The organism is Sphaerisporangium rhizosphaerae (assembly GCF_042665155.1).
GTDB classification, from domain to species: Bacteria; Actinomycetota; Actinomycetes; order Streptosporangiales; family Streptosporangiaceae; genus Sphaerisporangium; species Sphaerisporangium rhizosphaerae.
This window is the reverse complement of the sequence record NZ_JBHTCG010000012.1, coordinates 206378-220215: the sequence shown is the minus strand read 5'-3', so window position 1 is coordinate 220215 and position 13838 is coordinate 206378. Positions and strand designations below refer to the sequence as shown.

The 13838-nt window shown below is 75.6% G+C and carries 11 protein-coding genes; 4 read left to right on the top strand and 7 right to left on the bottom strand.

Annotation, left to right across the window (positions count from 1 at the left end; translation table 11 throughout):
- Window positions 1–129: 129 nt before the first annotated feature.
- Window positions 130–783 (top strand): SAM-dependent methyltransferase, encoded by a 654-nt coding sequence (locus tag ACFQSB_RS20205; protein WP_380828345.1) that lies wholly within the window; start codon window positions 130–132, stop codon window positions 781–783.
- 828 nt (window positions 784–1611) lie between these two features.
- Here the strand turns inward: ACFQSB_RS20205 and ACFQSB_RS20200 are convergent.
- From ACFQSB_RS20200 to ACFQSB_RS20185, 4 genes are all read right to left on the bottom strand, one after another.
- Window positions 1612–1863 (bottom strand): DUF4242 domain-containing protein, encoded by a 252-nt coding sequence (locus ACFQSB_RS20200; protein WP_354852583.1) that lies wholly within the window; start codon window positions 1861–1863, stop codon window positions 1612–1614.
- Between the two features lie 75 nt (window positions 1864–1938).
- Window positions 1939–4737: an ATP-binding protein gene (locus tag ACFQSB_RS20195; protein ID WP_380828343.1), complete on the bottom strand. Its 2799-nt coding sequence runs from the start codon at window positions 4735–4737 to the stop codon at window positions 1939–1941.
- A gap of 107 nt (window positions 4738–4844) precedes the next feature.
- Window positions 4845–5648, bottom strand: a complete 804-nt coding sequence (locus tag ACFQSB_RS20190) for an inositol monophosphatase family protein (protein ID WP_380828341.1) — start codon at window positions 5646–5648, stop codon at window positions 4845–4847.
- Between the two features lie 90 nt (window positions 5649–5738).
- On the bottom strand, window positions 5739–6755 hold the full coding sequence (locus tag ACFQSB_RS20185; RefSeq protein WP_380828339.1) for an NAD(P)/FAD-dependent oxidoreductase: 1017 nt from the start codon (window positions 6753–6755) through the stop codon (window positions 5739–5741).
- 231 nt (window positions 6756–6986) lie between these two features.
- Here ACFQSB_RS20185 and ACFQSB_RS20180 point away from each other — a divergent pair, with 231 nt between their 5' ends.
- From ACFQSB_RS20180 to ACFQSB_RS20170, 3 genes are all read left to right on the top strand, one after another.
- Window positions 6987–7949, top strand: coding sequence for a helix-turn-helix transcriptional regulator (locus tag ACFQSB_RS20180; RefSeq protein ID WP_380828337.1), 963 nt, complete (start codon window positions 6987–6989; stop codon window positions 7947–7949).
- A 178-nt stretch (window positions 7950–8127) separates the two neighbouring features.
- The gene (locus ACFQSB_RS20175) at window positions 8128–8673 is read left to right on the top strand and encodes a DUF302 domain-containing protein (RefSeq protein WP_354929928.1); all 546 of its coding nucleotides are present in this window, start codon (window positions 8128–8130) and stop codon (window positions 8671–8673) included.
- Window positions 8674–8860: 187 nt separating this feature from the next.
- The gene (locus ACFQSB_RS20170) at window positions 8861–10399 is read left to right on the top strand and encodes a golvesin C-terminal-like domain-containing protein (protein WP_380828335.1); all 1539 of its coding nucleotides are present in this window, start codon (window positions 8861–8863) and stop codon (window positions 10397–10399) included.
- A gap of 193 nt (window positions 10400–10592) precedes the next feature.
- On the opposite strand, the gene ACFQSB_RS20165 is transcribed toward ACFQSB_RS20170, so the two are convergent.
- The 3 genes from ACFQSB_RS20165 to ACFQSB_RS20155 all read right to left on the bottom strand — a co-directional run bounded on the left by ACFQSB_RS20165 (window position 10593) and on the right by ACFQSB_RS20155 (window position 13729).
- Window positions 10593–11270: an alpha/beta hydrolase gene (locus ACFQSB_RS20165; RefSeq protein ID WP_380828333.1), complete on the bottom strand. Its 678-nt coding sequence runs from the start codon at window positions 11268–11270 to the stop codon at window positions 10593–10595.
- 46 nt (window positions 11271–11316) lie between these two features.
- Entirely contained in the window at window positions 11317–11835 is a 519-nt protein-coding gene (locus tag ACFQSB_RS20160) for a pyridoxamine 5'-phosphate oxidase family protein (protein WP_380828331.1), read from the bottom strand.
- Between the two features lie 154 nt (window positions 11836–11989).
- Window positions 11990–13729, bottom strand: a complete 1740-nt coding sequence (locus ACFQSB_RS20155) for an RNA polymerase subunit sigma-70 (protein ID WP_380828329.1) — start codon at window positions 13727–13729, stop codon at window positions 11990–11992.
- Window positions 13730–13838 lie beyond the last annotated feature (109 nt).

Genomic DNA, 13838 nt, shown 5'->3' with positions numbered 1-13838 from the left:
CGGCACGACGAATTGCAACCGGCGCGGAGGCTGGGCCACCATCGAGCCCACGTCCGGCCCCCCGCTCCGGCCCCCCGCTCGGGTCCCCTTCGCGGCGTCCCGCGCCGCACCATCGAGAAAGGCAGCCTCATGCACCACGACACGCCCGGCGCCGGCCGCACCGGCGAGGCCGGAGACTTCTGGGAGAACCTCTACAGCGGCCGCGAGCAGGTGTGGAAGGGCGATCCCAACCCCCTGCTGGCCGAGACGGCGCGGGGCCTGGCGCCCGGCGCCGCGCTGGACCTGGGGTGCGGCGAGGGCGGGGACGCCGTCTGGCTGGCCGCCCACGGATGGCGGGTGACCGCCGTCGACATCTCCCCGACCGCTCTGCGCCGCACCGCCGCCCACGCGGCCACCGCCGGCGTCGCCGACCGCGTCACCACCGAGCGGCACGACCTGTCCCGCACCTTCCCCACCGGCGCGTTCGACCTCGTCAACGCCCAGTATCTGCAGACGCCGTTCGAGTTCCCCCGCCCACGGGTCCTCCGCCGGGCCGCGAACGCGCTGACGCCCGGCGGCCTCCTGCTCATCGTCGACCACGGCTCGGCACGCCCCTGGGCCTGGAACCCCGATGTCGACGCCCACTTCCCGGCCCCCGAGGACATCGCCGAGGAGATCGGCCTGGACCCCGCCCGCTGGCGGCCTGAACGCCTCGACCGTCCCCAGCGCCAGGCCACCGGCCCGGACGGCCAGACGGCCACCGTCACCGACACCGTCATCACCATCCGCCGCCTGACCCCCTGACTCCTCCCCGCCTCCTCCCCTCCCTGGCCTTCCAGCGGCCCCACGGCCAGGCGGCCCCCCGGTACCCACCGGTGGCGATCTTGCGAGGATGACCGCCGGTCGCCCGCCCCCGTCGGAGGACGACCGGCGCACGCCTCGACCGCCGTCCGTCCCCCCCGGACGGACATGCGGCCGGCGCTCCTGCCACCCAGCTCTCGCTGTGCCGGCTTTCGCGGGGACCGGCGGCGAAGACGCCCTGGTGCCGACCACCGCAGGGCGAGGAAGAGGCCCCCGCCCGTCAGGCGCCGCCCGGCGTCACCGGATACGGCGCCCGCCTGCGACCGGCCGCACCGGCCCCGCCCTCGGCGGCGCGGAGACGGACGACGGACGGCGGACCACCATGGGGGTGACGGTGGCGGACGGCACGCGCGACCTCCTGGGATGCCGGTGACCCCTGCCGCCGCCCGGTCCTGCCCAACCCCGCTGGAGGCCACCGCCCCGCGCTCCGGGCGAACGCCGGTGGACACCGCCGGTTCGCGAGCCGGGCGGACGCCATGCGGGTCCGAGGAGGATGTGCTTCATACCGTCCCTCGCGTTGTCTGCTGCTCTGATGCTTGCCATGTCGTGCGGTGTCAGGAACAAGCCGCCACACCCGGCGCCCGTCTGGGAAGGCGGGACGGGCGCACCGTCCCCGTGGAAGACCTCCCCGCCCGATCACAGGTGCTCTTCCCGGCGCCTTCCTTCCTGTGGGCCCGGGGGGCGAAGTGCGTGCGCTGTACGCGCGGGCCGAGCCCGTCCCGCTATGGTGCGGGGGCGGGGCTCGTCCCGCCGCTCGCGCTCTGGGCGCCGTCAGCTGCCTTCCTGTACCTGGAAGATCTCGTCGGCGACCAGCCCGTGCGCCGCGCGGTGCACCGCGGCCGCCGCCTCGGCCGAGGGCGCCTCGACCAGGCAGAAGATCCTGCCCTGCCCCTCGTCGACCCAGTACCGCAGATAGCTGACGTCGTGCCCCGCCTGCTGCTGCAGGTCGGCCTTGTGCGCCTGGGCGACGTCGGCCATCGCGACGCCCCCGGCAATGGTGTGCACATCCATGTAGAGCGGCATTCCGGCCTCCTGTCTCGTGGTGAGTCCCGCCAACCGTAGGGACGGGGGCCGCGGGGCCGGATGGGGAGCGGTTCCCTATGTTGCGCCGCGTGCTCCCCAGATTTCCGCCGCGCCGCCACGCGCCCCCGCCGCGCCGCCACGCGGGCCCGGTGTCCGGGCCGATCCGCCGCGCCCGGCCGGCTCCTCCGCGGCGCCGCCGGCCGGTGCGGCCACCGTCCGGCCGGCCGGCCCTTGCCTCGTCCCACCGGCCGTCACCGGGACCTCGAGGCCGGCGAGGCCGAGACGGACGGCCTGTTCGGCGGCGGCGCCGCGGCTCGGGGCGCCGAGCTTGGCGAGGATCGCCGAGACGTGGTGGCCCGCGGTCTTGACCGAGATGAACAGCTTCGCGGCGATCTCGGCGTTGGTGTGCTGCGCGCAGACCAGGGCGAGCACCTCACGCTCGCGCCGGGTCAGCCCGGAGGGATGCTCCCGGGTGGCCGCCCGCGGCCCGGCCGGCAGCGACCGGACGCCGAGCCCGCGCAGCTCCTGACGGACGATGCGGGCCGCGGGGAAGGCGCCCAGGCCGGTGAACATCGCCAGGGCCTCACGCAGCTCCGGCTCGCCGCCGGCGCCGGACAGGGCGAGCGCGGCGTCGTAGCGGCAGTCCAGCTCGGTCCAGGCCCGCGCCGCCGCGACGGGCTCGCCGCCGAGCTCCAGCCGGTACGGCTCGGGCACCTCCCCCTGCGGCGGCCGCGGGGACCCGGTCCGCACCAGCCAGACGGCGACCGCGCCACGGTCCCACGGGTCGGAACCGGCCGACACGTCGTGGGCCAGTTCGGCCTCGCGGCGCGCCTGCCCCGTCCTGCCCTCCAGCCAGTACGCCTCGGCGCGGGTCAGCCGGACGGGCACGATCTGCTGCGGCTCGCCGGTGCGGTCGGCCAGCACGGCCGCCTCCTCCAGGTGCTCCCACACCCCCGGCTCACCCCGGCGGGCCAGGACCGAGCCGATCCTGCGCACCGTGCACAGCCGGTTGGACGGGGACGCGTTCACCGTGGCCAGGATGCCCGTGCTGATCGACAGCGACTCCTCCCAGCGCCCGTCGCGTTCCATGACGGTGGACCGCTCGCTGCGCAGGCACGTCGCGTAGGAGGTGAGGTCGTGCTCGTCGCAGTAGGCGATGCCCTCGGCCAGGTAGCGCTCACTCTCGGCGAACCGCCGCCGGCCGTTGTGCAGGGCGGCCAGGTTGGCGTACGCCCTGCCCGCCTGGTCCTGGTGCCGCCCGGCCAGCGCGATCTCCAGCGCGCGGCGCATCGGCCCCTCCCAGTCGCCGCCCCGGGTCCAGGCGCACACGGCGCGGGTGTTCAGCGCGTCGCTGAGCACGTCGGTGGCGCCGAGCCGCTCGGCCAGCTCCTGGGCCCGCAGCGCCGCCCCCTCCGCCGCGTCCAGTTCATAGCGCAGCATCCGCTGGTTGGCGTAGGTGGCGTACGCCCAGGCCAGCTCGACGCCCGGCCCGAGCGGCTCCAGGAGCGACACGGCGGACTCGACGGGAGCCCGTTCCCCGTGGCACATGTTCCACATGATGCGCGACAGCCGCCGCAGCGCGTCGCCTTCCCGCAGCCGGTTCCCCGCCTTGCGCCACTCCACCAGGGCGCGCTCGCACGCCTCGGCCGCCTCGTGCCACTGGTCGAGCAGCGCCGCCTCGTCGGCCAGCCCCTCGCACAGCTCGGCGAGGGTCGTGGCGTCCGTGCCGGCCGGGTCGGCCGTGCCGTCCGCGAAGCGCAGTGCCCGCCGGAACTGCGCCGCGGCCTCGCGGTGGGAGGACAGCCACGCCGCGCGGCGGGCGGCGGCGGGAGCGTGACGCAGGACCGCGGCCGCCTCACCGGCCGCCTCGGCGTGGAAGGCCATCCGGGCGTCGTCGTCGCAGCCGAGGGATTCCAGCGCGGTGAGGACCCGGCCGTGGACGGCGCGGGCGCGGTGGGCGGGCACCGCCTCCTGCACCGCCAGCCGGGCGATCTCGTGACGGAACCGCAGCCACTCGCCGTCCCCGACGACCAGCCCGCACGCCAGCAGCTCGTCCACGGCCGGGCCCGGGAACGGGGTCACCGCCTCCAGCAGCCGTGACTCGACCCTGGTGCCGGTCAGCGCCGCGACGTCGAGCACCTGACGGGCCGGGCCGCTCAGCCGCGCCGCGCGCGCCAGCACCGCGTCCCGCGCCGAACCCGGGATCTGTGATGACCCGGGCGCGTGCATGCCGGCCCGCACGACCTCGGTCACGTAGAAGGGGTTGCCGCCGGTCAGCCGGTGCAGCGCGCAGGCGTCGGCGCCGCTGCCCGCGGCCAGCTCCCGCACCGCCTCCGCCGACAGCGGCGCCAGGCCGATGCGCCGGGTCGACCGCTGCGAGGCCAGACCGCCCAGCGTGACGCGCAGCGGATCGGACGGCGCCATCGCGTCGTCCCGGTAGGTCGCGATGAGCAGCAGCCCGGTGCCGCGCAGCCGCCGGCCGAGGAAGCTCAGCAGGTCCAAGGTGGCCTCGTCGGCCCAGTGGACGTCCTCCACGACGACGGCGTCCAGCGCGTGCGGGTCACCGACTTCGCGCAGCAGCCCCCGGAACAGCTCCTCGCGGCCGGCTCCGGCGCGGCACAGCTCCAGCAGGGGGCCGCCCAGCCGGTCGGCCAGGTCGAACAGCGGCCCGAGCGGGCGCGGGGTGAACAGCCCGTCGCACGCCCCCCACGACCACCGTGCCAGCGGCAGGTCCCGCTGGAAGCGCTCGACCAGCGCCGACTTGCCCACCCCCGCCTCGCCGGCGACCAGGACCAGCCGCCCCTCACCACGCGCGGCCTCGGCCGCGTACTCGCCCAGCGACGCAAGCGACGACTCCCGCTCCAGCAAGCGCATCCCCGTAGTATCCGCCACCGCCGCGCGGCCGGTAAGGGATCGCCCGGGCCTGCGGCGGCCCGAGCGGCCGCCGCTGGGCGCGAGGAGCGGGGAACGGGGAACGGGGCCTACTCGCCGGAAGTGAACCCGCCGGCGATGATCTCCAGCAGGGCGTCGTGCGTCGGCTGGTCGGCCGCCACGACCAGACCACCCGCGCCGGTGTGCGCGGGCTCGCCGCGCAGACCGGTCACCACGCAGCCGGCGGCCCGGCACAGCGCGATGCCGGCCGCGAAGTGCACGCTGTCGCGCAGATGGCCGTCGGTGAGGTAAGCGGCCCGCCGGCCGGCGGCCACCCAGGTCACCGCCAGGGTGGTGGAGACGACGCGGGGCCGGAACCGCGCGGCGAAGCCGGGGTCGGCGAGCACGCGGACGGCGCGGAAGCCCGGCTGGTTCGGGAACGGCGGATCGAGGTTGAGGTCCACCAGCCGCGACTCCGCCGAGGGCGCCAGCGCCTGGTCCACGCCGTCGCGGCGGACGTAGGCGTGCTCGCCGCCGGTCCAGAACACCTCCCCGGAGAACGGGTCGGCGCAGGCGGCCACCGTGACCTCCGGCCCTCCGCGCAGGGCGACGTTCACCGCGACCAGCATGCCGCCCGTGGCGTAGTTCAGCGTGCCGCACAGGGGGTCGACCAGCCACACCCGCTCCGCGCCCGCGGAGCCCGTGCGCCCGCTCTCCTCGCCCACCACCGCGTCGTGCGGACGGGCGGCGCGGATGACCTCCACGATGGCCTTCTCCGCCTCGATGTCGGCGGCCGTGGCGAAGTCGTCCCCGGACTTGGGTACACGCGTCATCGACGCGCCGTACATCGCGCGCACAACGTCGGCTCCCGCCTGCGCCGCCGTCCGGGCCAGCTCCTCATCGGTGATCGCCATGCGCGCAGCATAGAGGCCGGCACCATGGACGCCCCCGCCACCCCACGACCGCCCCTGCCAGGTCGGGGCGGGACGGCGCCGCCGGTCGCCTCAGCCGTCCTGGCCAGGGGCGGGGCGGCGGGCGGCGACGGCCAGGCGGGTCTCCTCCTGGACCAGGTCGGCGTTGATCGCCGCGGCCGCGCGCATCCCGGCCGCCGCCGCGGTGACGACCTGGCCCATCAGGTCGGTGACGTTGCCGGCCACCCACACCCCGGGCACACCGGTGGCGCCCATGGGATCGGCGTCGAGGCGGGTGCCCACGACGTGACCGCCCAAGGACTGCTCGACCGGCTCCAGGCCCAGGCCCGCGAGCGCTCCGGTGCGGGCCGACAGGTGCGACATCACCACCAGGGCGGTGCAGGGCACCACCCGGCCGTCGGCCAGCCTCACCCCGGTCAGCCGGTCGCCGCCGACCTCCAGCCCGGCCGCCTCGCCCTCGACCACGGCGATGTCGCGGGCGGCCAGCCGCTCACGGTCGCCCGCCGAAGGCTCGGGCGCGGTGTGCAGCAGCAGGGTCACCCGCGGGCTCCACTGCCGCCACAGCAGGGCCTGCTCGGCGGCCAGGGCGCTGGTCGCCAGCACGGCGATCGGCTGGTCGCGGACCTCCCACCCGTGGCAGTACGGGCAGTGCAGCACGTCGCGGCCCCACCGCTCGGCCAGTCCCGCCACCTTGGGCGGCTCGTCGGCCAGGCCGGTCGCCACCAGCAGCCGCCGCGCCCGGACCGGCGAACCGCCGGCCGGCACCACGCGGAAACGGCCGTCCTTGGTCCGTTCGACCGCGATCACCTCGCCGGAAAGGACGCTGCCGCCGTAACGGGCGACCTCCGCGCGGCCCTCGGCCAGCAGCCGCGCGGGCGGCGTCCCCTCGCGCCCCAGGTAGTTGTGCACCGCCGAGGCCGGGGCGTTGCGCGGGCCGCCCGCGTCCACCACCAGCACCGAGCGGCGTGCCCGGGCCAGGGTCAGCGCCCCGCTCAGCCCGGCCGCCCCGCCGCCTACCACCACCACGTCGAAGTCCCGCTCCTGCTCGTCGGGAGCGGTCCGCGCCGTCTGTTCGTGCCTGTCGGTCATGTCCGGCACCTCCGTTCGCCGCAGATGCTCCGCCACCGCTCGCCGATCGGGCAAACCCTCTTGCCGATCCGGCAAGGGTAAAATCCCGCCAAAGCATGCGAGGGCCTAGCGCCGCCCGCGGCGCCGCTTCACGGGCCCGCACGGCGGGTCCGGCGCGGGCGGGCCCCGCGGCGACCGCCGCCCGCCCCGCGGACGTCACCTGCGCACCCGGCCGACGGCGTAATTTGAGATATGGACCGTGACCGGCCACTAGGGGCCTTCCTCCGGGCCCGCAGAGAGTTCACGACTCCTGAGCAGGCGGGAATCGCGCCCGGCCCGAACCGCCGCAGGACGCCGGGGCTGCGGCGTGAGGAGGTGGCGATGCTGGCCGGCGTCAGCATCGACTACTACATCCGGCTGGAGCAGGGCCGCGAGCGCCGTCCCTCGGAGCAGGTGCTGGACGCTCTGGCGCAGGTCCTGCGACTGGACGCCGAGGCCACCGAGCACCTGCACGAGCTGGCCCGCCCGCGCGTGCACCGGCGCGAGGTCCCCGGCCGCGCCGACACGGTCGACCCCAACGTGATACGCCTGATGAACGGCTGGGACCGCGTCGCCGCCTACGTGGTCAACCCCCGCCTGGACGTGCTGGCCAGGAACGCGGTGGCCAGTGCCCTGTACGAGGGCCTCGACCACAACGACAACCTGCTGCGGCTGGCCCTGCTCAATCCCCGGGCGCGGGAGTTCTATCTGGACTGGGAGAAGGACACCCGCTACAAGGTGGCCCACCTGCGCGCCGCGTCCGGCGCCGACCAGGACGACCCGCACCTCAACGAGCTGGTGGAGGAGCTGTCACGGGCCAGCCGGGAGTTCCGCCGGCTGTGGGACCGCCACGACGTGCGCAGCCGCATCCGCGCCCCGGTGCGCTTCCATCACGCGGTGGTCGGCGAAGTGATCACCACCATGGAGGTGCTGAGCGTCGACAGCGCTCCGGGGCAGAAGCTCGTCGCCTTCCAGGCCGATCCGGGCAGTCCTTCCGAGTGCAAGCTGGCGGAGCTCGGCCGCGTGGGACGGGAGACGGCCGGCCGCCGCGGCGAGGGCCCGTCCGGACGCGAGCGGCGCGGGGCGTCCCGGCCCGCCGTCTCACCCGAGGCCGGCGACGCGGCGGGCCGGGTGCGGTGCCACCCGGACGCGCCCTCCGGCAGGCAGGGACGGTGACCCTCGCGGCGCGGCCCGGCCGGGCGGAAGATCGGGTGTCCGGCGGGGGGCTTTCCGTTCGGGTGCTCGTCATGCCCCGGACCTGCCAGGCGTAGCGTTGCCAAGGTGAGCCCGCCCGCCCGCGGCCTCGGACCGCGCGGCCGCGGGCCCTGGCCGTGACCGGCGAAGGGAGCATCCGATGACCGCCAAGACCTCCCACGTGACGGACGTGGCACGCGAGGCGCACCGGCTGATCGTGGACGTCGGGATGCCCTTCGAGGAGTTCAGGCTGAGATACGAGCGGGCGGTGCCCCCCTTCGACGCGCCGGTGTACGAGCGGCTCGTGGCGGAGGGGGCCGGCTGGCCCGCCGTGCGGGCCGCCGCCGACCGGAACGCGCCCCACGGCTTCGTGATCTTCTGGAGCCTCGACAACGGGGCGCTTCTGCGGGGCTCGGGCGAGTGGTGGCGCAGCGTGCAGTACCTCATGGGCAACGCGGCCATCGCCGAGGGGATGTTCCGCCATGATCCGGCGGTGATGCTCTACGCGCCGCTGCGCACCACGATCTACGAGTACCCCGCGGGGGTGACGCACTTCGCGATCGAGCAGCCGAGCGCGCAGTTCGCTCAGTTCGGGCATCCGGAGATCACCGCGGTCGGCGCCGAACTGGACGAAAAGCTCGCGCGTCTGCTCCGCCACCTCCGCGTCCCGGTGCCCGACCGTCTCCTGCACGACGCCCGCCCCTGAAACCCTGACACCCGAGGCGTCCCTGCCGGTCGCCGGCTCCCGGCCGAGTGGCGGCGGGAGGGATGAGACGGAAAGCGGGAAGCGGAGGCACAAATCTTCCGCTTACTCGTGAGTAATGTCAATTATCGACATTTGTCAGAAAGCTCCTTACTGTGCACCCGTTGGCACCCCCCACCGAGGAGCACGCATGAGACCCCCCGGACGCCGATCGATCCCCGCCGCCAACCGCCTGCTGGCCGCCGCCCTGCTGGCCCTGGGTTCCCTGCTGGCGCTCACCGCCGCCCCGGCGAGCGCCGCCCCGCCGGGCGCCCCGGCCGAGCCCGCCCTGGCCGCCGCGTTCGCCCGCGCCGCCGCCGCCCACGACGTCCCCCGCGACCTGCTGGTCGCCCTGGCCTACGCCGAGACCCACCTGGACGGGCACGCGGGCAAGCCCAGCGCCGGCGGCGGCTACGGCGTGATGCACCTGGTCAGCAACCCCACCACCCACACCCTGGAGCGGGCAGCCGAGCTCACCGGCCGTCCGGCGGCCGCACTGCGCTCCGACACCGCCGCCAACATCGACGGCGCCGCCGCGCTGCTGCGCTCCTACGCCGAGGAGGCCGGCCTGGACGAGACGGCCCGCAAGGACGCCGGCCGCTGGTACCCCACCGTGGCCAGGTACGGCAACGCCACCACCCCCGAGGTGGCCAGGCTGTACGCCGACACGGTGTACGAACTGCTCGGCCGGGGACTCCGCGCGGCCGGGGTGAGCATCGCCCCGCGCGAGGTCACCGCCGACCGCGGCGCTTACGCCCGCACCCTGGACCTCAACGCCCAGGCCGCCGCCGCGCCCGACTACCCGAGCGGCACCTGGGTGGCGGCCAGTTCCAGCAACTACACCGCCTCCAGCCGCCCGTCGGCCTACGCCATCGACCGGGTGGTCATCCACATCACCCAGGGCTCCTACGCCGGCACGATCTCCTGGTTCCAGAACCCCAGCGCCCAGGTGTCGGCGCACTACGTCGTGCGCTCCTCCGACGGCGCGGTCACCCAGATGGTGCGCGAGAAGGACATCGCCTGGCACGCCGGCAACTGGAGCTACAACACCCGCTCGATCGGCATCGAGCACGAGGGCTACGTCACCGACGCCTCCTGGTACACCGACGCGATGTACCGGGGCTCGGCGGCGCTGACCCGCTACATCTGCGACAAGTACGGCATCCCCAAGGACCGGGCCCACATCATCGGTCACTCGGAGGTGCCCGGCGCCACCCACACCGACCCCGGCCCGTACTGGGACTGGAACAAGTACATGGGATACGTCACCGGAGGCGCCACCACCTGGTCGGCCACCGTGGACAACGCCACCGCCGGCGCGTTCACCGCCAGCGCCAACTGGGGCGTGTCGACCTACTCCTCCCAGCGTTACGGGGCCGACTACCGCTACGCCGGCCCGCTGTCGGCCAGCGACCCGGCCTGGTACCAGGCGAGCATCCCCAGCGCCGGGACCTACCGGGTGGAGGTCTGGTATCCCGCTGACCCCGGTTACAACAGTTCCGCGCCGTACATCGTCGCCGCCTCCGGCGGCAACCAGACGGTGTACGTCGACCAGCGCTCCGGCGGCGGCGGGTGGCGCTCGATCGGCACCTTCTCCCTCAACGCGGGCACCTACAACGTGGTCGCGGTGAGCCGCTGGACCGGCGGCACCGGCTACGTCGTCGCCGACGCGGTCCGCATCAGCCGCTGACCACCCGCGGTCCTCGACCGCCGCCGACGGCCGCGGCCTGTCGCGACCCGACAACGACCGCGACCAGCGACGACCGCGAGCCGACAACGACCCGCGACCCGCGACCGGCGACGACCGCGACGGCCCGGCACGTGCCGGCCCCTGCCCGCCCGGGCCCCGCCCGCTCCGCCGGTCCGGAGCGGGCGGCGGGCCATCACAGCTCGGCGCGGTAGGCCTCCAGCCGGTCGGCCAGTTCCTGCGGCCGGCTGAGGGCGATGCCGTGGCCGCCGTCGATCTCGTCGGGGACGATGCCGAGGCGCTCGCCGACGACCCGGCGCATGAACTCCGCCGGGAAGAAGCGGTCGTCGCGGCACAGCAGGAACCGGGTCGGCACCGCCGGCCACGCGCGCAGCGGCCAGGGTTCCAGGAACGGCGTGGCCGACTGCGCGCGGCGCCGGGCGAGCGCCCGCGCCGCCAACTCGGGCGGCACGTCGTGCAGGAACAGGGCGATGTCGTCATCGGGCGCCCTGCCGTCGCGTTCGTCCTGTTCGCGTCTGGCCTGCTCCCAGCCGGTGGCGGCCCACCACCGCCCCGGCGTCTCCCCCGGCGCGGGGATCATCGCCGTCACCAGCACCAGCAGGTCGACCGGCACCCGCTCGCACACCAGGGCCGCGGTGAACCCGCCCAGGGACTGCGCGACCACCACCAGGCCGGTGCGTGCGCCGATGGCATCGACCACCGTGTCGGCGTACTGGTCAAATCCGGCCGAATCGTCGTCGCAGGGCAGGTCGGGGGCGATCACGTCGTGGCCGCGCGCACGCAGCTCCGCCGTCACCAGATGCCAGTACCAGGAGTCGGACCCCGCGCCCGGGATCAGCACATAGGTCGTCATATCGCCCCGTCCCTGTGACCGCCGTCCCTGTGACCGGTCGCGGCCCTCACCGCCGGCCCCGGCGCTCGAAGTCCCGCATGCTGATGCCGCCCGGCAGCCGGGTCTGGAAGTCCAGCACCCCGGCCCAGGCGGGCCGCACCGCGATGCGGACCATCGTGACCCCGGGGTGGTCGAGCGCCGCCAACTGGGCGGCGGCCTGCTCCTGCCCGCCGTAGCGGCGCAGGGCGAGCGCGTACTCCGGGACGACGCCCTCCACGTCGGTGACCCGCGCCCGTCCGCGGATCAGCAGCGCCTCGGGCGGGGTGGAGGCGACGTCGATGGTGATCGCGACGTCGGGCCTGGCCCGCAGGGCGCCGACCTTGGCGCCGCCGAACGTCGACAGCACGATCTCGGCGCCCGTCCAGTGGAACAGCATCGGGAACACCCGCGGCGTTCCGTCCGCCGCGACATAGGCCACCCGGGCCAGTTCACGGGAGGCGAGCAGGCGCCGCGCCACCTCGCTGTCCAGCAGGCCGAGATCCCCCTGCGGCAGCGCCATCACATCTTCGCGGTTCTCGATCGCCATCGGTGCCCTCCCATCGCCGGCCGCGCGTGCCGCGACCGTCCGTTGTTGAGACGGCACGGCGCCCGCGAAGGAATCGCCCCCGGGTGGCGGCGGTCACGAACGGCGCACCAGAGGACCGCGGGTGCGGGTGCGGGACGCGGAGAGCAGAGGGGGGTCAGGGCAGCGTAGGGGGGAGATGGAAGGCGGAGAACAGGCGCGCCTCGAAGACGGTGATCTCGGCGATCATCCCGTCCTCGACCCGCAGCACGTTGAGCGCCTGAGCGCGGTACTCCCCGGCTCCCACCGGCCGGGCGTACACCGCCACCGCGGGCTGCCGGTTCGCCCGGGCCGGCAGGCCGCGCCACCGCGCCCCACGCAGCGGCGAGCCGAGCCCGAAGGCGTCGGCGGCGAAGCGGGCCACCGCCGCGCGGCCGTGGAACCAGAACGGCAGCGGGGGCATCGTCATCCGCACGTCCTGGCTGAGCAGCCGCGCGAACGCGGCGCTGTCGCCGCGTTCGTGGGCGTCCATGAAGCGCCGCAGCAGCGCCCGCTCCTGCGCGGTCGCCGGCGCCGACGGCGCCCACTGCTCTCGCCGCCGGGGAAGGTGGGCCCGCACGGCCGGCCGCGCCCGCTGCAGCGCGCTCTTCACCGAGGCGACGCTCGTCTCCAGCGCCGCGGCGGTCTCACCGGCCGGCCAGCCGAGCACGTCCCGAAGGATCAGCACCGCGCGCTGGCGGGGCGGCAGGTGCTGGATGGCGACCAGGAAGGCCAGCTCCACGCTCTCCCTGCCGAACGCGGCGGCCTCCGGGCCCGTCTCCCCGGGGGCCACCGACTCCAGCAGCCGGTCCGGATACGGCTGCAGCCAGCGGATCTCGGCCGGCGGCGTCCGGAGCGTCTCGCCGTCCTGCCCGTCCTGCCCGGCGGCTCGCGGGAAGGGACGGCGCGGGTGCCGCTCCAGGAAGTCCAGGCAGGCGTTGGTGGCGATGCGGTAGAGCCAGGCGCGGACGCTGGAGCGGCCCTGGAAGCCCTCGCGGGAGCGCCAGGCCCGCAGGAACGTCTCCTGCACCAGGTCTTCGGACTCCTCCAACGAGCCGAGCATGCGGTAGCAGTGCGCCTGCAGCTCGCGCCGGTGCCGCTCGGTCAGAGCGCCGAACGCCGCCTCGTCGTCCCCCTTGACCGCGTCGACGGCCGCCGCCCGCTCCGCCCGGCGCGCCGCCTCCGGCCCCTCCCCTTCCCCCCGCGGCCCGGCAGGGCCCGTGCCCGCGCCGGCGCCCGTCCGGGCCGAGGGATTCCCGCCGGTCGGCGGGACGGCGTCGGCGAGGTAGCGGTGCAGGGAGGTCTTGGGGATGCCCGTCTCGGCCGCGATCTGGGCCAGGGAGGCGCCCTGGGCCTTCAGCCGCCGGGCCTGCTCGATCTTGCCGGCCGGGTGGGCGACGGGCCGGCCGACGCGCCGCCCGGCCGATCCGGCGGCGGCGCGGGCGTGGGCGGCGCGCTCGGCGGCGAAGGTGCGGTCCATGTCGGCCAGCAGCGCGAGCAGAAGGCGGACGGTGCGGCCCTCGCCCTCGCCGGCGGTGTCGACGGGCAGCGGGCCGGCCAGCGTCCGCACCCCGATGCCGCGCTCGGACAGCTCCCCCACCAGGGTCAGCACCTCGCGCAGGTTGCGGCCGATGCGGTCCAGGGTGTGCACGACGATCGTGTCACCGGCCCGCGCCCCGGCCAGCAACCGCTCCAGGCCGTCCCGCGCCCCGGCGCCGCCGGTCCCGCCGCCGGTCCCGCCGTCGGTGTGGACGCGTTCGGCGGGGATGCCCGCGGCGCGCAACGCCTCAAGCTGCTGCTCCAGGGACCGCCTGGTCGCGGACGCGCGCGCGTAGCCGTACTCGACCCGGCCCCCGGAGTGCGCGGCACCGCTTCCCATGAGGCGAGCGTACCGAAATCCATCCCCGCACGCCGTTCTGGAACGGGCGTGCGGGAACGGACGTCCGACGGGAACGCCGGCCGCTCGACAGCCCCCGGCCGACAGCGCC